Source organism: Vibrio zhanjiangensis, from assembly GCF_030161235.1.
Lineage (GTDB): Bacteria > Pseudomonadota > Gammaproteobacteria > Enterobacterales > Vibrionaceae > Vibrio > Vibrio zhanjiangensis.
Genome location: NZ_BSPW01000050.1, coordinates 16,428 through 35,679, shown reverse-complemented (window position 1 = coordinate 35,679; position 19,252 = coordinate 16,428). Strand labels below are relative to the sequence as shown.

The window sequence follows — 19,252 nt, the reverse complement described above, 5'->3', positions numbered from 1 at the left end:
GTTAACGTAATGACAAAGTCGCTTGGTAATTAAGGTACGACAGAATCGCTTGGTGATCACACAGTGTCTCATGAAAGGACTCAGCACACGTTGGACAAACATATTTTTGGGTTAAAGGCAGGATGAGATGGCTAATCATTTTAGCGTGTTTAATGTCTGCTCGTTCATATTTCATCAAAACTACCACTGCTTTGTTATAGACTTTAACTGATACCATCTTGATAGTATTGAGTTTACTTCACAACAATTTTCTTTTCACACTACAATTATAGTGACACCGTCACTTTGTTGTTGTGTTGAATTGGCGTGACAATGTCACGTACTCTTGTTTTATAGCTACGCAACTGGAGAGTGAGTAATTGGCAAACCCGTTGTGACAGTATCACATAGCAAAATTATCTTCGGCAAAATGTCAGCGCTTACCGTACATTTATGGCATTTCGTAATTAAATTACAAGTCCACTAACTCATTTTATAGCGGCAGGATTTTATTCTGCTTTAACTAATTGTTAAATAGTCGTTTTTTAGCATATATTACTGTTTTGGCGTAGGCTAAGGGGGATTTTTTGAACAGGGATTATCTCTTTTGAAGAGATGAAGAGGGACTATTCGCTGCCCTCTTCTCACGTTATAGGGTATCTATGATGGGGTATGATGTTCTTTATTGCGTATCTGTTCAGCAACGGTTTTTATTGCTTGTGCTGTGCTCATTCCCTGAGCCATTAGCTCTTGGATCTGTTCTACCGCTTCTTGTTGTTCAGCATGAGAGAGTGTTGGGAGATCATCAAACATAAGTGGCTCCTTTTAAATCAGGAGCCAACTATATTATTATTTGTGTCAGAGCGCCAGTCCCCAAGAAAACAGGTGTGCTTGGTTCTCATGAACGATTGTGTGTTTTAATAGCTGCCTAAAAAATTAATATAGGCACCCATTGAGTCTTCATTGGTGTAGCTTGCCCCGATATCCATTTGGAATAAATTCAGTGGTGATAAACCAATCCCTGCTGTGAATGTATCGTCCAAATTGTCGTAAGCAAGATTACGGCGCCAACCAGCTCGTAGTTTCAACTGACGCATAATATCAATTTCCCCCCCTACTCGTACGTATTGGGTATTGTCTTTGAAACTAGTGTAGCGTTCATCTTCATTCAGATCATAGTCAACACTGATTGCCGAATAGTCACCAACCAGACCGATACCCACTGTATATTGAGGCCTTACTTTGTAGGAATAAGATACCGCAGCTGTTGTTCTTGACTGACTGCCGTCAATTTTTGATGTTAGCGTTTGTGCAGGGAGTTCTTGTGTCGTAATGTCGCGTGATACGATATTCATCGCTGACACACCAACCCTTATAGGACCTCTGAACCACAAGAAGCCCGCATCCATATTGAACATGGTATCCCCGGTGCCATTATCTCGGACATCTTTAATATCATAGTTATTGAGATTGGCCGTATAAACATAGGTATAGATACGCTGTAACTTGGGAGAGACACCGAATGATATGTGCTGACCGAGAAAGGTTTGGTACTTGGCTAAGGAGATACCGACTTCAGTAACGCCTATTGCTACGGCATTGATGGCACTTAACTCTGCATTGACTGCTGTGTTTACATCAGTGTTACCTGTGTTCGCACTCGTATAGATATCAGTTTGAGCAAAAGATTCGATATAGGCTTTACCAAATAAATTCGCAGCAACCCAGCTATTGGGAATCGCTAAAGCAACTACTCCCCCAAGTTCAAGTTTTGCGATATCATTTTCCAAGCCATTCAAAGTGGTTTGCAACTCGGCGGCATCAGCAGATGAAATGCTACTTGAGCTTATTGCTCCATCTATAATTTTTGATGCTTGATCTAGGCCATCAACCATTTGATATTCATCACTATACGCCAAACCAAATGATGGAATAATCATGCCGGCATCATCATTGCGTCGATAGATTGCAGTAATGGCAGGGTTATAAAATGGCGCGGTTAGAAAATTGGAAGACACAACCCCGGTGCCACCCATTGCATCTCCTCTTGCTTCTACGGCGTAAGTTGCTGCATAGGAATGAGCAGAAATAGATGCTATAGATAATGTTAAGATTTTTATTGATTTTTTCATAACGATATAAACTTCTTCATCCCTGTGGTCTATATCGTCTTATTGTGTATGAACTTGAGTTATTCCTCTATCGAAATATCATATGTTTTACTAATAATTTGGGATTGTTCAACAATTATGGGGCCTTGCCATCTTTGATGTGTCATTGATACTGCCAAAACATAGCGATCTGGAGGGACAATGTTCGGTTCTAAGGAGGTAGGATAATCTGACTCATAGGATTCACCCCACACTTTATTATATTGACCATCGACATAATCATAGAGCGAAGCGTCAAGCTTTGGTAAGGGGCAGTGATTGTTTGGTAGAGCGTTTCTTTCAACACGCCATTGATCTTTGGATTGCCATCTAATACTGACTTTAGCTTTTGATTCACCAAATACGAGCCATGAACTCCATGAAGTTTGGTCTTTCGCCGTAATATCTAACCGATATAACCCCATAGGGATCTTGCTATTTAGGTTGTAACGCTTCACATAAGATTTAGTTGATGAGTCTTCGTCACTCAAATCCATAAAAGACTGATCGGTGGAAATGCTCTTTTGTACCCAACGAGTTAGAGAAATATCAGAGATATCCTTACGAGATAGAACCTCAACAGAAGCTCTGTATGACTCTCTTCCGGGACTTTGGGTATCTACGGCGCTAACGGTGACATTTTTTAACCAATCAGGAAACGGTCTTGAGTCGAGTCCTTTCCCGCAGTCAACTTGCAATGATTGCTGAAAGAGGTCATTGAGATGAGCGGAAATAGCTTGATTTTTTTCTTGTTGCCAAACTTCTACCAAAGCAACAAACATTGCAGGTAAATCATTGTTTAGCAAAAACTTATGAGCTTGAATAAGTGGTGAATTTGTTTCAAACCATAAGGTATTGGCTGCTGAGATTGGCGTGCTGAGTAACACGCCAAGTAATAACGCTTTAACTCTCATTAGGCTTTCATTTTATAGCCAACACCTCGGAGAGTCTCGATCTCAAGCCCTGGTAGCTTTTGGCGCAACTGAAGAACATGAGTGTCTACAGTTCGAGTCGTTGGGAAGTGATTGTATCCCCACACATGATCCAATAATTCATCTCGAGTAAATACTCGTCCTAGATTACTGGCCAAAAACAGCAAAAGATCAAATTCAGTTCTTGTTAATGTAATAGACTCTTCTCGATAGAACACTTCGCGGGTAGCCTTATCGATCAAAAGATGTTCAGTTTGAACTTTAGTGTCGTCTTGGGATTCTGACTCCGGCGCTCTGAGCTGCGCACGGATACGTGCAAATAGTTCAGCCTCTGCAAATGGTTTAGTCAGATAGTCATTGGCACCCGCATCAAGACCGGTAACTTTATCTTTTACTGTCACTAAAGCGGTGAGCAAAATAACAGGGACATCTTTGATAGCCTTCCAGCCAACAAGATGTTCTACTGAATCACCATCAGGAAGTTGTCGATCTAGAATCACCAAGTCTGATTTTTCCCAATATTGTTCAACATCAGCAATGCTTTCGGCGTGAAAACACTCATATCCTGCTTGCTCCAGGCTCACTAACAGGCCATCGGCCAGATTTTTGTCGTCTTCAACAAGAAGCAGTGTCTGTTTCACAAGGTATCTCCAATATAAACGTTGTTGGTGGACCGATGAGGGACATCCGTCCTCCCATTCTACTCACCATAGATTCAACGATAGTTAAGCCTAAACCAAGACCGGCTTTACTCACAAATGGTTGACGTAATTGACGCCAATCTTTTTGAGTCAACTCACCTTGGTCTATAACCTTAACGGTAATTAAATTATCGTCTGTGTTGATATCCAACACAACATGACCAACACCATACTTGATGGCGTTACGAATTAAGTTATCGATGCAAGTACCCAACCAATAGACGTTTAGCTTTGCTGACACATCTTGATTGATTCTGAGTTCAAGCTTGTTGTTAAATTCTTCTTCAACCTTAAACTCCAGCCATTCTTTCACAGAAGGGACCCATTCTGTAGCGAGGGGTTTGTTGTCAGATTGAAGATAATCTTTACTTGCTTCGGCAAGTTGTCTTAAACGACGAGAGTCTTCGCAAAGGCGTCGAAACTCATCGTATACTGATTCAGGAAGCTTTTCGAATTCGCGCCTAAATCCTTCCACGGTTAAAGAGAGACTCGCGATTGGAGTCCTCAGTTCATGTGTGAGGATCTGAAGAATCAGCATACGACTCTTCATCTCTTGTCTTTTGGTATTCCAGCGGTATATTGCCCACCCTAGTACCAGCAAAATGTTGGCAATAACGAGCACCACCATACTGATACGTAGGATCTCTGAATGATCTTGAATATCCCAACATAAATTCCCTCTTCTTACGAAGCAACTGCTTGACTCACCTTTTAGAGTTACGCTCAAACCGGCTTCGTCGGCATTTTTTCTCCAGGTACTTTCTGGATAAACAAGGTAGCTATCATTTTGCCTTAGCCAAAGCTCGCCTTGCTCTAGAAACATACTTGAACCAGAAATGAGAGCAGTAATCGTTTCTTCGTTCATTCTCTGCAAGCGGCCCAATAATGTTGCGCGTGGAGCAAGCGGCCGCTCTTTTATGTGCATATACTGTTGAAGTTGTTCCTGTTTCTCTGGGTGAAGTTCTGCGTATCTTTTGGCGTAAGTTCCTCCTCCCGGATGAATCAGACCGCTCCGCACAAACCACTTCTGACTTAGCTTGGTTCCTTTACAGATAGCGCGTGTAAAAACGAGTGGCTCTGTAATGAGTGGGCTTAGTGGTAACTTCCCCGTACAGTCTTGTGCAATTTTGTATAAACGTTGTATATCTCTCAATGGATACGCTGAGGTTTGCGGTAGCATTGAATCAGGGGTGATTAATCGCGTTGGATAATCTGACTGCAAGATACGAATATCATAAGACGCTGTGAAAATATCTTGATTGAACGAATCGACAAACTGATCAATTCGCTCAGGTAGTGAGCTAGCGCTGGCAGTATTGCATATTGCTGCAATCGTGATTACCAATATTGTTAAGACCGTTCTATTCAATGCAAAAATCTATAAATCAAAGGGTTAGATTTAGAGTAAGGCATTATCGCAAAAATATAAATTTTCAATGTGATATTGGTGTCAATAATGTTACCCATAAAACAAAAGAAGCCAGCTAACGCTGGCCCCTATTCGGTTTCCTATTTTATAGTGCTTTGGAAATGGCGTCCACACTCTCTTTAGCATCTCCAAATAGCATTTGAGTATTCTCTTTAAAAAACAATGGATTCTGTACACCAGCATAACCGGTATTCATTGAGCGTTTAAAAACAATAACATTTTTGGCGTTCCACACCTCTAAGACGGGCATTCCTGCGATTGGGCTGGTCGGATCTTCCTGCGCAGCAGGATTAACGGTATCGTTAGCGCCTATAACCAAAACAGTATCGGTTTGTTCAAAATCATCATTGATTTCATCCATCTCTAAGACGATATCATAAGGTACTTTAGCCTCTGCAAGTAACACATTCATGTGTCCAGGTAGGCGACCAGCCACTGGGTGGATACCAAAACGTACATTGACACCTTTGGCTCTAAGTTTTTCAGTAATTTCATGTACTGGATACTGCGCTTGTGCAACTGCCATTCCGTATCCCGGTGTGATAATGACCGACTTGGAGTTTTTTAATAGCTCAGCTACTTCATCAGCCGTTGATTCGCGGTGCTCGCCATGGTCGATATCACTAGAAATTGATACCTCCTGACCAAAGCCGCCAGCAATAACACTAACAAATGAGCGATTCATTGCTTTACACATTATGTAAGAAAGGATTGCACCAGACGAACCGACCAACGCGCCCGTCACAATAAGCAAGTCATTTGCTAGCATAAAGCCAGCAGCGGCGGCTGCCCATCCAGAATATGAATTAAGCATTGATACAACAACAGGCATATCAGCGCCACCTATAGAAGCCACCAGGTGGTAGCCAAATGCAAGAGCAATCAGTGTCATCACAAATAGAGCAAATAAACTCCCATCAGCTTCAACAAAACGTGTGAGTAGCCAAGCGGATACAATGACGGCAGCCAAATTCATTTTATGCTTGTGAGGCAAGTTTAAAGGAGATGAAGAAACGAGGCCTCGTAACTTACCAAACGCTACAATCGAACCTGTAAATGTGACAGCCCCGATGAAAACGCCCAGAAAAACTTCAACTAAATGAATAACGTGCTCAGCATGTGTTGCTGTTTCGGGGGCATTCAAGTAGCTGTTATAGCCAACAAGAACGGCTGCGAGTCCAACGAAGCTGTGCAGTATTGCGACCAGCTCTGGCATTTCTGTCATTTCGACTTTTTTGGCATAGTGAATACCTATTGTTCCACCTATTGCCATCGCTATGATGATAGATACGACACCTTGAGAATCTGGCCCAAAGATGGTTGCAACTAAAGCAATGGCCATACCTGCAATACCATAGTAGTTACCAAATTTAGCGGATTCTTGTTTTGAAAGGCCCGCCAAGCTTAGGATAAAGAATAATGCAGCAACAATATAAGCCGCTTGTGTTAATCCTGCAGACATATGTGTCACTCCTTAATCTTTACGAAACATTTCAAGCATGCGCTTGGTGACAGTGAAACCGCCAAAGATGTTGATACTGGCAATCAAAATAGCGATGAAAGAGAGAAATGAAACGACACCATTCCCTTGACCTATTTGTAAAAGTGCACCGACAACAATAATCCCAGAAATAGCGTTGGTGACAGACATTAAAGGGGTATGTAGAGCATGAGTGACATTCCATACCACATAGTAACCAACGACACAGGCAAGGACAAAAACAGTAAAGTGGCTCAAAAATGACGCTGGGGCAACCGATGCTATCCAAGCAAAACTGCATAAGCCCGCACCCAAAGCGATCCATTTTTTCGTATTGGAAACAGGTGTCTCTTTTTTATCTTTTGGTGTTACTGTCTCTACGGTTTTTTGCGGCTGCTGCGCAGAAACTTGAATCGGAGGCGCTGGCCATGTCACTTCCCCTTCTTTAACTACCGTTACCCCCCTCAAGACGACATCATCAAAGTCTATGTTGATGTTACCGCTTTTATCTTTGCAGAGAAGTTTTAGCAAATTGACAAGGTTTGTGGCGTATAGCTGGGAAGATTGAGTAGGAAGACGGCTAACCATATCCGTATACCCAACTACCTTCACACCATTTTTTGTGGTGACAACCTTGTTAGGTTTTGTATATTCACAGTTACCACCATTTGCAGCGGCTAGGTCAACGATGACACTCCCAGCTTGCATACTATCGACCATCGCTTTGGTGATGAGTTTAGGAGCCGGTTTCCCAGGAATTAAGGCCGTTGTGATGATAATATCGACGTCTTTGGCCTGCTCGGCATAGAGTTCTTCTGCTTTCTTATTGAATGCTTCCGACATCTCTTTGGCGTATCCATCCCCTGACCCCGATTCTTCTTTGAAGTTGATTTCAAGAAATTCAGCCCCCATTGACTGAACTTGCTCTTTCACTTCTGGGCGTACGTCAAACGCTCGAACCACTGCCCCCAAACTTCCTGCCGCCCCTATAGCAGCCAATCCTGCCACGCCAGCACCTGCAACGAGCACTTTAGCAGGAGGTACTTTTCCAGCAGCAGTTATTTGTCCTGTGAAAAAGCGTCCAAATTCGTGAGCAGCTTCAACAACTGCACGATAGCCAGCAATGTTTGCCATTGACGATAAGGCATCCATAGACTGTGCTCTAGAAATACGTGGTACAGAATCCATCGCCAGCACATTAACTTTTCTTGACGACAATTTTTCCATCAGCTCGGCGTTTTGGGCAGGCCAAATAAAACTGATTAATGTCGCCCCCTCTTTGATCAATTCTATTTCTGTATCACTAGGGGCATTCACCTTCAGGATGATGTCTGATTGCCATACTTCGTCTTTCGTAACAATATTTGCGCCGAAAGATTTGAAAGCAATATCATCAAAGCTGGCAAGATCCCCCGCTTTAGACTCAATATTGACGTCAAACCCTAATTTTAAAAGCTGCTCTACCGATTTTGGAGAAGCTGCTACTCGCGTTTCGCCCGCGAGTGTTTCTTTTGGTACCCCGATTTGCATAATAATTCCCTAGCTTCAAGCAACAACAATTCATTGTTTTTATCTAACGCTTTGATTAACTTCAAGTGTTTTGTGTCGAAAATACCAAATACAGTCATCTCTGCATAACAGTGGTGTCACGGGTTCGATATTTTGTGTAATAAGGATGTATTTTGCATAAAATAACGAGAGATCAATTGACGAAAAACAAAAAACCACTCGCTGTTATGCGAATGGCTTTAGATATCGATAAGTCGATTAAAAATCTTGTGATTTAGTTGAATATCTTACCCTGCGTTTGGTCTATGAACATCTTAGCTTTTGTAAGCATAAATTCGTTAGCATCGGCTTGTGAAGACAAAACATCTGAACGGATAAAGTGGTGCTCTTTGACGTCACCCTCAATATTTTTTGTGATTCGACCTGCAATTCTGTATTGACCACCTTCAGGTTGTGCTTCTTGATATATAAGAAAACCCTTATATTCATATGGTTGTATTTCTATAGTATCCTGTTCTTTTTTCTTACTACCGAACAGTCTGGAAAATAGCCCCACTTATGATCTCCTATTTTTTCTTATGATTTAATACGAGTGGCTTTTCAAACCACTCAAGTTCAGCATCATCATCAAAACGTGGCTTACTGAACATGATCGGAACTTCATCCTTACGTTTATTTCTTCGGTCGTCAATGATCATGGAAAGTGATGCTTCAACAGCTTCGTGAGAATAGCGTTTAAGAACGACTAGCCTTTCTTCACTCAAAGCGGACAGAAAATCAATATCATATCGAATATAGACAGGACGTAGCTGGCTGAGCGCTAAACAGGCTAAATCAGCAAGTTGTTCGTGGTCAAGTTGGTCAGTATATCGACTATCCGCCAAAACTTGTCCTACTAGAGTTTCCATATAGTTATGAACGTCAACACTAATCTGCATAAACCTTAACCTCTTCAAGATTCAGATTTTATTGAGCATTTGTGGATGGCAAAACATATATGGAATGGGCCTTCTCATAAACATCATGTTTTAGTCATTATCGACAGAAATACTCATTGCTCTTCATTTAGTTTAGTAAAAAAAGCTTGGCATACCATCAAATAAAAATAATATGCTTTAAATTTATACGTATAACATTAGAGCGTTTAGCCGAGAATGTGGTGATTTAAGTATACTCCGATAAGCATCAGAGAATGTTTTGGGGCTAATGGAGTAGAGTAAAGCGATTTCTTCCGGCATTTTTTGATGCATAAAGTCCTTTGTCGGCAATGGCATATATTTCTTCTGGTTCCTCTTTCCCTGTCGGAGTGACACAACAAATGCCTTGCGATACTGTGATGATATCCGAAACACCACTATATTCATGTTTTATAGCAAGCGCCTCGATCGTTGATTGTATTCTCATTGCGTGTTGCTTTGCGTTTTCCTCATCAGCATGTCCCAGCACAACAACAAACTCTTCGCCCCCGTATCTTCCGACAATTTCTCCACCGCGAGAAAACAGCAAAGCCAATGCCTGAGCAATCTCGATTAGGCATTTGTCTCCTTCAATGTGACCATAGTTGTCATTGAAAAGCTTAAAGTAATCAACATCGAGTAAGATCAGACTTAACGGTAGACCATGTCTACCATGTATCGAGATCATTTCTTTCAGTTTTCCATCTACATAGCGTCTATTCTTAACCTTAGTTAAACCATCTTCGCTGGCCAGCTTCTCTAACTCTTGGTTTGCTTTCGCCAGTTCAGCCGTCTTTTGATTCAGCTCACGACGCATAAAAGCTATTCTTTGCATAGCAATAAGCTTTGAGCCCAGCACCAACTTATCTACTGGCTTAGTTAAATAATCATCTCCACCCGCCTCGATAGCATTCGCTATCATCGTTGGTTCATCATGGCTGCTGAGAAAAATAATCGGAATCCATTCTTCATACATGGATCGAATTCGTTGAGAAACCTCAAAGCCGTCCATATCTGGCATTGATATATCTAATAAAATCAAGTCGGGCTCAAAAGAGGGATACAGGTCTAGAGCTTGTTCCCCTGATGCGGCCATTTCAACCGTGTGACCTAGTTGCTTGAGACGAATAGCCAGCTGCATTCGCTCCATCTGTACGTCGTCAACTAGGAGAATTTTCATCGAAGATCCAGAGAGTGTCACGCTCGGTACCCCTGTTAACTAAACTGTAAAATCAGCTGTTTATACTAAAGATTACTCCATGAATGGCTTTTCCTCCACTGTGGTTGACATTTAGTGTGGATTTTTTACGATAGCCACCATCAAATTATTCATTATGTAAGAGAAGCCATTCATGTCTGAAGAAAATCAGGTCCAGCCTTCTACTGATCTTTCTTGTGTTTCACAGGAACTCCGTTGTGTTATTGAGTTTGATGCTGTGCCTGAAGCGATGCATCCGATGGTCATTTCAATCCATGAGGTATCGGAAGATGCCGTCCGTCAAGCTTGGGAGGAGCTTCCGGCAAGTGCACAAAATATTTTAGACAACTTTGAGCAATTTCACGCTCTAGTCTCGGTTAGCCAAGCATTTGCAGGGCTAAATGCTATGGAAGAACTTCAAACTAAGGCGTTTCGAGAAAGCATAGCAAATGAAGATCAAGAAAGTTACCAAGCCGATGTTATTGAGCAGGTCATGCACAACTGTGTTAAAGATATGCTCAAACAAATTAAAAAGGCTCGTCGTGATCCAATTTTAAAACGTGATTTCACTCAAGTGTTTGCAAAGTAAAGGGGCAGTAATTGACCACGTGACTCAGATGCAAATTATGCTTTTTGCTTAATATCTTTTTGTGTCACGTTAACCTTTTTGATTTGTGCAAAAATTCTTACTCCTTCTTTTAAAGCAAGCTCATCCCTTGCCCACGTGGTTATTGATGAAAGTAGAAAACACTCTTCAGCAAGCTCAAGTTTGACCAACACATTTTTGCCATTAAATTCGCCCTCAAGTGGCAGGATTTCCACAATTTTGGCTGGCAAAATATTGTGAATGGATGTTTGAGTAGGCTTATTTAATGTGATAGATACGTCCGAAGCGCTTACTTGTACTCTCAGTTTCGAAGAAACCATCATTGTTAGCTCTGGCACCCAAAGCAAAACTCCTCGTGTAAGCTGGAGCTGGGTGAGCGCATATTCTTTGTTATGATCAGTTATGCTTGCTTCAAACAAAGAGCTTTGGTTGTCTGCTGTTTGCCATTGCATTAAAGCTGGAGTTGACCATACAGTTTCGAGAGGCCCTGCCGCAATCGCCACACCATTATCCAGTACAGCAATATGATTAGCTAAATGTACAAGTTCAAATAAACTATGTGATACGTAAATAATAGGAAGTTCAATTTCATGTGCTAGGTGCTCTAAGTAGGGTAATACTTCTTTTTTAAGTGGTATATCAAGTGAAGCAAGTGGTTCATCCATTAATAGCACAGAAGGTTTTGACAATAAGGCTCGACCAATGGCCACTCGCTGCTTTTCACCACCGGACAGCTGGCTGGGATATCGTTTAAGCAAAGGGCTTAAATCAAGCAATGTTATGATGTTTGCGAAATGTTGAAGATCGAGTTGAGATACGCCATACAGTAGGTTGCGCTTGACGTTATAGTGGGGAAAGAGTCTAGAATCTTGAAACACATAGCCGATTTTACGCTTGTGCACTGGGATATTTACTTTTGTGTCAGAGCAAAACAGGGTTTTGCCCGATACAGTGACTCTACCTTCTACAGGTGTATTTAGGCCTGCAATGACATTGATCAATGTGGTTTTGCCCGCTCCAGACTTTCCAAACACCGAGGTGATGCCTCTATTAGGGATTCTGATATCAATATCAAAATTCACATTACCCAGTTTATGTTTAAAACGGATCTCTATGCTATTCATTCGCCCTTCAACCTCTTGCTACACTGTTGCGATAAACACTCTGAAAGCACCAAAGACGCAAGAGCGATAGCTAATGAAATCACGCACAGTCGCATAGTTTCAAGATCCGCTCCTGGTGTTTCTATGGAGGAGAACATCGCAAGCGGAAGAGTTTGAGTGATTCCCGGAATATTTGAAACAAAACTGATTGTGGCTCCGAACTCTCCGAGACTGCGAGCAAATGACAATAGAGTACCGGTAATAATTCCAGGGCTCATTAGAGGCAAAGTGATAGTGAAAAAGCATTTAATGGGTGAAGCGCCGAGTGTTGCCGCGGCTTGGCCAAGTTTAGGGTCAATACTCTCTATGCTTAATCTAATCGATCGCACCATCAATGGTAATGCAACCACAAAACTTGCGAGGACGGCCCCCTTCCAATTAAATGAAAATACGATACCAAGATATTTGTAGAGCCATTGACCAATAAGACTTTGCTGGCCCAGAGAAATGAGCAGTAAATAGCCTATTACCACTGGAGGGAGGACCAGTGGTAAGTGAATTAAGCTATCTAATACACTTTTGCAAAAAAACTGTTTTTTTGCCAATACCCAACCCAAGCTAATCCCGACAGGTATTAACCAGAGGACAGTATAGGAGGCCACTTTTATACTCAGCATTAGGGCTTGATATTCATACTCTGAGAGCAAGTTTCGAACTCCTATAGAAAACCGTAACCTTGAAGTAACGATTGACCTTGTTTACTTTGGATAAACTCGGCAAAGTTTCGAGCTGAAATATCATCATTTAACACCACCATAGGGTAAGTGATTGCTGTGTGACTTGATGAGGGGAACGTTGCGACGATTTTCACTTTGTCACTCGTCCATGCGTCAGTTCTATAAACAATGCCTAACGGTGCTTCATTATGTTCTACGAGCGTTAATGCTACCCTAACGTTACTTGTAGGTGCTAGCTTGGGTTGTAAATCTTGCCACAAGCCTAATTGCTGCAAAGCTTGCTTAGCATATATCCCAGCGGGGACAGCATGAGTATCTCCGATAGCAAGTCTTCCTTCCCGTAGGCAACTCAACCATTGGCTTTTATCACTAAGCTCCAGATGGTCTGCTTTGCTAACTGGCGCAATGACGACGAGTTGGTTAGTTGCGATATAAGTGACATTGTCACGAGAAACTCTGTGTCTCTGAACGAGGTAATCCATCCATTGAGTATTGGCAGAAATGTATATATCAGCGGGGGCACCAGCCAGTATTTGTCTCGCAAGTGACGATGAGCTTGCTACGACAGGAACCACATTAATGCCTGTTTGGGTATAAAATTCCTTCCCTAATGTCGTCACCACATTAGTCATCGAAGAGGCTGCATAAACATAAATTGAGCTAGCATTCGTGCTCGCTGCGGCAGATGTAAGGATGAAAATGGCATAAATGCGCAAAGCAAGGAAGTGTTTAAAATTCATTAATAAAGCTCTGGCCAAATGCGAGTTAGGTCGATGTGTTCTTCTACGGCATCTGCGATTCTGTTTATTGCAGTTTCTTGTTGCTGGGCGTGATCAATTGAAGTCATGTTTACTATTCCTAACCACTCACAGATCAATGCAAACGCGTCTGGAGTATCGAATATTCCGTGCAAATATGTACCGAAAATCTGGTTGCAATCACTTATTGCCCCATCCTTGGCGTCTAAATGGGTTGCACTAAAGATTACCGATTGATCTTCTTGATTGGACGTCTGTCCTACATGGATTTCATAACCAGAGACCACCGCTGATTTTTGATCAAGTTTTAGTATTGCTTTGACCTCACTTAGATGCTTTTGGGTTGTGAGTTCAGTTTCCACAGACAAATAACCAAGACCTTGTGATGTGCCAGCCTCTCCTTCTACTCCATGTGGATCATGAATTAAACGCCCTAACATCTGATAGCCTCCGCAAATTCCGATGAGCTTGCCACCCAGTCTAATGTGGCGTTGAATATCGTTATCCCAATGTTGTGAACGCAAATACTCGAGATCGGCTCTTACGGATTTTGTTCCTGGTAAGATAACCAGATCGGCGTGCTCAATTCTCTCTCCTTTGCCAACATACTGAAAATCAATATCTGGATGGGCTCTTAAAACATCAAAATCGGTGTGATTACTCATTCGAGTCAGTATCGGTACAATAACTCGAATACGAGCGGATTGACTTATCAGTTGTTGATTGTTAACGCTGTCTTCTGCCTCCAATTCTAGGCCATGTAGAAAAGGTAACACACCGAGCACAGGTTTAGCGGTTCTTTCTTCCAACCAATCAAGACCAGATTGAAGGAGGGATATATCACCCCGAAAACGGTTAATCACAAAACCTATTACCCGCTCTTGTTCAGATTTGGACAGTAATTCCAGTGTACCGACAATATGAGCAAAGACGCCTCCTCGGTCGATATCGGCAATGATCACCACGGGAACGTCAGCAGCTTCGGCAAATCCCATATTAGCGATATCATTATGCCGCAAATTGATTTCGGCGGGACTTCCGGCACCTTCAATCACAACGGTCTGGTATTGGTCTTGCAAAATCGAAAAAGATTCGAGGACTTTTGGAAACACAGTTTGTTTGTATTTATCATATCCAACCGCTTCCATATCCCCTATCGCTTTTCCTTGGAGTATGACTTGTGCGCCTGTATCTGAGTTGGGTTTGAGTAGTACAGGGTTCATGTGTACGGAACTGGGTGTACATGAGGCACGAGCTTGAACGGCTTGCGCCCGCCCTATTTCTCCGCCATCCAAGGTAACGGCACTATTGAGTGCCATGTTTTGTGGCTTAAATGGTGAAACTTTCACGCCTTTTCGTGCTAACACACGACACAAAGCTGCGACGAAGACACTTTTCCCTGCATCGGATGTCGTACCTTGTACCATCAATGCTTTTAGTGGGCTCTGCATGTGACAATCTATTGGTTCTCAGGTGGGTGGAACATCATAACGTTTTTGTACAGCTTGGCTCAAGTTATGAATTTGATATCCATTGTTTTGTCAGAGTCGACGTTGAACCCATATGGCATACTATGCGCACTTTTTGATTAGAAAGAGCAAACACAGTGAAGAAAACGATTCTAACCATCACCACGATACTTTTTCTGGTACCTATAGTCAGCCATGCAAGCAGCGAATTCCCTTCTGCAGGGATTTTATTTACAGGACCTGTAAATTTGACAACAATCGACTCCTTATTAGATGACAACAGTGTATTTTCGAAACGGAATGCGATTATTGACGGTCGTATCGTTCGGCAAATCAGCATCTCCAGTTTTATATTTTCTGACGGCAAGAGAGAAATCCAGATAGAAATTAGCGATAAAGTGAAGCTGGATCAATCTATTGATGAACGAACAAATTTAAGGATTTTTGGTCGATTTTCGGGTGGAAATAGTCCAGAAATTGAAGTGGATCATATTCAAATCTTGTAAATATAAAGTAATTCTATTCTGGCTGAGATAATATTTGGCTTAGTTATTGCACAAATAATTTACCGTCAAAAAATTGATGAGAGTTGGAGTACTTACTTTGAAAAAGATCATCCTAATCAGTGCATTTGTCTGCTCTGGTTTCGTTAGCGTTGTTAATGCAAATAACTTTAATTACAATTTCTTCGAAGTAAGAACTGCGATTAACCCTGAGATGTTTGGGGCAGAGTTTAGCACCTTTTTTACTGATAACTCTCACTTTATACTCAGAGCAGACACGCAATTCGATAAGGATTACGATTTCGCTGGGGGAATTGGTTTTAATGGTCCAGTAAGTCAATTCGCTGATGTTTATGGCCAACTCTTGGTTCATCAGACCAAGTACACACCAGAATATGGCGCAGATAAGGATACCACAGCAGAGCTCAATATCGGCTTAAGATTATGGCTTGCAGAGCAGATTGAAGTCACAGGACGAATTGGGCGAAATGATGATAGTTCCGTTTTTTATGCTGGGGTGCGTTTTCATTCAACCGATCAACTGACTCTTGCTGCTGAAACTCGTAACAACGGCCTCTACGGACCTCAAGTCACTATGTCTGTTAGATTTCATTACTAAACGTAACTCAATCTAGAAGGCCTTGGTATTATTCCAAGGCCTTTCTTTATTTCACCTATGTATCATGTTACTGGTTACCAGCTTGTGCCGAAGGTAACTCAGGGTGTTCAAACGCAAAAGCGTACTCAACACCATTGACCTTGACGCTGTAGTTAGCGGGGCCTGAAATAGGCAGGTAGTAGACCATATCGAGTTCATATGACCCACCAACAGGCAGGTTTTTCCAATTAGGTAGCGTAAAGGCCACACGATGCATTGGGCCATCAAGTCCGCCAATATTATTTGGTCGAGTATGTCCAGAAGCTATCACAGACAAACCAGCACCAGATTGATCCTTTGCATTATCTGGTGTCGACACAGGTATATCAAACTGGAATTCTGTACCTCCCGGTAACGTTTGGTTACTGTTATTGGTAAACGTGATTTTAGGATTGATTGGATAGTTCTGGTCACCTACTTTGAAACCCGATGTTTTCACTGCAATATCAAGTGTTTGATTAGCAGTAGGCGTGGTGGATAACTTGTTACCATACGGGGTGGCAGACTTAAACTTATCGTAAATCGCTTTCGTCATGGTATCACCCATATGGTATTCACCTCGACCAGATTCACACGCCTGCTCCGACTCATCAACTTGAGTTCTAGTTCCTTGTTCGTTTATCAAGTAGCAATTGTAATCTCCTGCTAGCTCCCAGAACATGATACCGCCAATTTCTTTATCAATGACGTAGTTCGCTTTCAAATTTACTGAGGTTTGATCTTCAGTCGATAGAAAGACTTTCTTCTCATCATTCCACAGCCACGGTGCGATGGCGACATTATCAAAATGGCGAACGTACTGACCAATGAGTCGATCGCTAGGATCGTTGTCAGGATCAAGCCCATAAGCTTCGGAATACGAGCCCCAAATTGCATTTTCCAAATTTTTGGCATGCCACATAGGATTTGAACCAGCCCCCATTTCATTGCCGTTGGCGTCTTTGTCATGCCACATATTGTCAATACCTATGGCACCATGACCACAGTTATTCTTCTCTCCTTCACCTGTGCCGGGAGGACATTGAGTTTGATCCGGTAATGCCGCCCTTCCCCACAAGCCGTTAGTTCCCCCATTAACACTTTGCCAGCCTCTGGTGTAATAAGGCACTCCAATATTGATCCGACCCGCAGGCATCGATCCTCTGAAGTAATGATAGGCCCAGTCTGTGTTGAGATAACCAATGCCTCCGTAGGCAGCTGTATTGTAGACGTTCCATTGAATAAGCTCTGAATCTTTCCCTGTATCATATAACGCTGCGTTGTGCCCGACATGATCATTCCAAGCGCCGTGCAAGTCGTAACTCATAATATTGACGTAATCGAGGTACTTGGTGACGTCAAAAGACTCCATGCCTCGCAATAAGTATCCAGATGACGGTGCAGCAATAGTGAGCATGTAATGTATGCCGTCTTGAGCCGACGCTCTATCTAACTTGTTACGTAATACTTTCATTAGCTCTTGGTATGATGCCCAAAGATAACGGCGCCTCGGCTCCATAAAGTCTTTATCGTCAGGATTTCCAGCGCCTGCCATTGACGTTGGATACTCATAGTCAATGTCCAAACCATCAAACTTATATTTGCGCATCATTTCAACAGCAGAATTTGCAAATGTTTCTATACCAGAATGGTTTATCGATCCATCAGAATTGGTGGTCATGGTGTAAAAACCGCCATCAGCAATGCGTTTTCCATCTTTATCAAAATGTCCGCCGGTTTCCGCCCATCCACCAATAGATATCAGGGTTTTAACATTATGCCTTTGTTTGTAGGTCGCGAGGGCACCAAAATGACCTTTAAAACCAAGAGAAGAATCAACATCAACATCAGGCCAAGTTTTGTTAACTGCAACATTATTGGGATCATTGACATCACCTATATTCACTTTGCCATCAGAGCCAATACTGGCGAAAGCATAATTAATATGGGTGAGATGTTGCCAAGGAATATCTTTAACTAAATAGGCTGTCTGAGGGTCATCTCCAGAACGCCAGCTTGTGAAATAACCTATCACTCGGCGAGGATGATCCGCGCCCATTTTTTCACGCCCGCTTTCATCATATATCGTACAATATGGAACCATGACTCCTTCTGTTTGATATAATCCATCAGGGCGACACGATGAAACGGTAGGGAGCTCTTTGACCTCAAGTAATACGGCAGATGAGCTTGTAGAGGCGCCTTGATTGTCGGTCGCTTTTGCGATTACAGGCATAACACCTTTAGTTAGTGTCGTATACTCTAGATTATATGGCGCGCTGTTCACCGTTCCCACAAGTTCGCCCGCCACATAAAATTCTACTTTTTCGATATTGCCATCTTTATCCATTGCCTGAGATTGAAAAGTAACGGTATCGCCTAGGTCAACACTATTGGCAGACAAGGTTATATCAACCGTTGGTGGCTCGTTGCCTGGTTGCGAGCTAGACACTTTAATGTCGACTATGCTGACTGGGCTCTGAGAGCCATCGTTATCGTGAGCAATAGCGGTAATACGATGATCCCCTACTCGCGCATTCCAATTGACAGCGTATGGTGACGTTCTGTCCTCACCAACTTTTTGTCCATCGACAAAGAAAACGACTTTCTCAATCGCACCGTCTGAGTCGCTTGCATCGGCAGAAATAGTGACTGTTTGATCGACCAGAATAGAATCTGATGCTTTGGGAGATTTCAGTTCAACTCTTGGGGCTTGATTGGTGTCACCGAGGCAGGCCCCGAGTTCTTTCCATTGCGACCATTCTCCGGAATGAGTGTCTGGAGCATCGCCTTGAGTCCAGTAGTTTGCTTTATACGCGTAATTCTGATGTTGAACTTGCTGGCCTCCTGTATATACGGTGTTGGCATTCCACTTGGATAGATTTGTACAATCAATTGCAGCGTAACTTTCAAACGCAGCGAGGCAAGATGCGCTCAGTAAGCTCAATTGGAATAAGCGCCGATGAATTTTTGACGTTGATAAGTGCATTCTAATTATCCTTTAAGCATTGTTTTATTGTTATTTGATGGCTGTTTTTTAACCAGCCTAATTTCATTGTGAAATAACTTTAGGAAAGAACACGATTGTTATCGTCAAAAATGTA

At 42.3% G+C, this 19,252-nt stretch carries 17 protein-coding genes and 1 pseudogene; 3 read left to right on the top strand and 15 right to left on the bottom strand.

Going from position 1 to position 19,252, the window contains the following annotated elements; translation table 11 throughout:
- Nucleotides 1-639: 639 nt before the first annotated feature.
- From QQK21_RS12495 to QQK21_RS12450, 10 genes are all read right to left on the bottom strand, one after another.
- Nucleotides 640-792: a YoaH family protein gene (locus tag QQK21_RS12495; protein ID WP_284192526.1), complete on the bottom strand. Its 153-nt coding sequence runs from the start codon at nt 790-792 to the stop codon at nt 640-642.
- A gap of 104 nt (nt 793-896) precedes the next feature.
- Nucleotides 897-2,111, bottom strand: a complete 1,215-nt coding sequence (locus tag QQK21_RS12490) for a conjugal transfer protein TraF (protein WP_284192525.1) — start codon at nt 2,109-2,111, stop codon at nt 897-899.
- A 59-nt stretch (nt 2,112-2,170) separates the two neighbouring features.
- Complete coding sequence (locus tag QQK21_RS12485; RefSeq protein ID WP_284192524.1) at nt 2,171-3,043, bottom strand: DUF2861 family protein; 873 nt, start codon at nt 3,041-3,043, stop codon at nt 2,171-2,173.
- On the bottom strand, nt 3,043-3,702 hold the full coding sequence (gene vxrB, locus QQK21_RS12480; protein WP_284192523.1) for a response regulator transcription factor VxrB: 660 nt from the start codon (nt 3,700-3,702) through the stop codon (nt 3,043-3,045). Before vxrB ends, QQK21_RS12485 begins: the two co-directional genes overlap by 1 nt.
- Nucleotides 3,677-5,131 carry a sensor histidine kinase VxrA gene (gene vxrA, locus QQK21_RS12475; RefSeq protein WP_284192522.1) on the bottom strand — a complete coding sequence of 485 codons (1,455 nt, stop codon included), beginning with the start codon at nt 5,129-5,131 and terminating at the stop codon, nt 3,677-3,679. Before vxrA ends, vxrB begins: the two co-directional genes overlap by 26 nt.
- A 145-nt stretch (nt 5,132-5,276) precedes the next feature.
- Nucleotides 5,277-6,653: a Re/Si-specific NAD(P)(+) transhydrogenase subunit beta gene (gene pntB, locus QQK21_RS12470; RefSeq protein ID WP_284192521.1), complete on the bottom strand. Its 1,377-nt coding sequence runs from the start codon at nt 6,651-6,653 to the stop codon at nt 5,277-5,279.
- 12 nt (nt 6,654-6,665) lie between these two features.
- Nucleotides 6,666-8,201 carry a Re/Si-specific NAD(P)(+) transhydrogenase subunit alpha gene (pntA, locus tag QQK21_RS12465; RefSeq protein WP_284192520.1) on the bottom strand — a complete coding sequence of 512 codons (1,536 nt, stop codon included), beginning with the start codon at nt 8,199-8,201 and terminating at the stop codon, nt 6,666-6,668.
- Nucleotides 8,202-8,454: 253 nt separating this feature from the next.
- Nucleotides 8,455-8,736, bottom strand: a complete 282-nt coding sequence (locus QQK21_RS12460) for an HlyU family transcriptional regulator (protein ID WP_284192519.1) — start codon at nt 8,734-8,736, stop codon at nt 8,455-8,457.
- A 10-nt stretch (nt 8,737-8,746) separates the two neighbouring features.
- Nucleotides 8,747-9,118 (bottom strand): late competence development ComFB family protein, encoded by a 372-nt coding sequence (locus QQK21_RS12455; RefSeq protein ID WP_284192518.1) that lies wholly within the window; start codon nt 9,116-9,118, stop codon nt 8,747-8,749.
- A gap of 265 nt (nt 9,119-9,383) precedes the next feature.
- Complete coding sequence (locus tag QQK21_RS12450; RefSeq protein WP_284192517.1) at nt 9,384-10,316, bottom strand: GGDEF domain-containing response regulator; 933 nt, start codon at nt 10,314-10,316, stop codon at nt 9,384-9,386.
- A gap of 172 nt (nt 10,317-10,488) precedes the next feature.
- On the opposite strand from QQK21_RS12450, the gene QQK21_RS12445 reads away from it, so the two are divergent.
- Nucleotides 10,489-10,923: a DUF3069 domain-containing protein gene (locus QQK21_RS12445; protein WP_284192516.1), complete on the top strand. Its 435-nt coding sequence runs from the start codon at nt 10,489-10,491 to the stop codon at nt 10,921-10,923.
- Between the two features lie 35 nt (nt 10,924-10,958).
- On the opposite strand, the gene modC is transcribed toward QQK21_RS12445, so the two are convergent.
- The 4 genes from modC to QQK21_RS12425 are packed head-to-tail and all read right to left on the bottom strand — an operon-like array spanning nt 10,959 to nt 14,990.
- On the bottom strand, nt 10,959-12,065 hold the full coding sequence (gene modC / locus QQK21_RS12440; RefSeq protein WP_284192515.1) for a molybdenum ABC transporter ATP-binding protein ModC: 1,107 nt from the start codon (nt 12,063-12,065) through the stop codon (nt 10,959-10,961).
- The gene (gene modB, locus QQK21_RS12435) at nt 12,062-12,751 is read right to left on the bottom strand and encodes a molybdate ABC transporter permease subunit (protein WP_284192514.1); all 690 of its coding nucleotides are present in this window, start codon (nt 12,749-12,751) and stop codon (nt 12,062-12,064) included. Before modB ends, modC begins: the two co-directional genes overlap by 4 nt.
- A gap of 11 nt (nt 12,752-12,762) precedes the next feature.
- Nucleotides 12,763-13,521 (bottom strand): molybdate ABC transporter substrate-binding protein, encoded by a 759-nt coding sequence (modA, locus tag QQK21_RS12430; RefSeq protein ID WP_284192513.1) that lies wholly within the window; start codon nt 13,519-13,521, stop codon nt 12,763-12,765.
- The gene (locus QQK21_RS12425) at nt 13,521-14,990 is read right to left on the bottom strand and encodes a cobyric acid synthase (RefSeq protein ID WP_284192512.1); all 1,470 of its coding nucleotides are present in this window, start codon (nt 14,988-14,990) and stop codon (nt 13,521-13,523) included. The genes modA and QQK21_RS12425 overlap by 1 nt, the downstream gene beginning before the upstream one ends.
- A gap of 155 nt (nt 14,991-15,145) precedes the next feature.
- Between QQK21_RS12425 and QQK21_RS12420 the strand changes: the two genes are divergently transcribed.
- Together QQK21_RS12420 and QQK21_RS12415 are read left to right on the top strand one after the other, a co-directional pair.
- Nucleotides 15,146-15,514 carry a YgiW/YdeI family stress tolerance OB fold protein gene (locus QQK21_RS12420; RefSeq protein WP_284192511.1) on the top strand — a complete coding sequence of 123 codons (369 nt, stop codon included), beginning with the start codon at nt 15,146-15,148 and terminating at the stop codon, nt 15,512-15,514.
- 97 nt (nt 15,515-15,611) lie between these two features.
- Nucleotides 15,612-16,130 carry a hypothetical protein gene (locus tag QQK21_RS12415; RefSeq protein WP_284192510.1) on the top strand — a complete coding sequence of 173 codons (519 nt, stop codon included), beginning with the start codon at nt 15,612-15,614 and terminating at the stop codon, nt 16,128-16,130.
- Nucleotides 16,131-16,221: 91 nt separating this feature from the next.
- Here the strand turns inward: QQK21_RS12415 and QQK21_RS12410 are convergent.
- Nucleotides 16,222-19,137: pseudogene (locus tag QQK21_RS12410) on the bottom strand (chitinase C-terminal domain-containing protein); the annotation flags it as partial.
- Between the last annotated feature and the right edge of the window lie 115 nt (nt 19,138-19,252).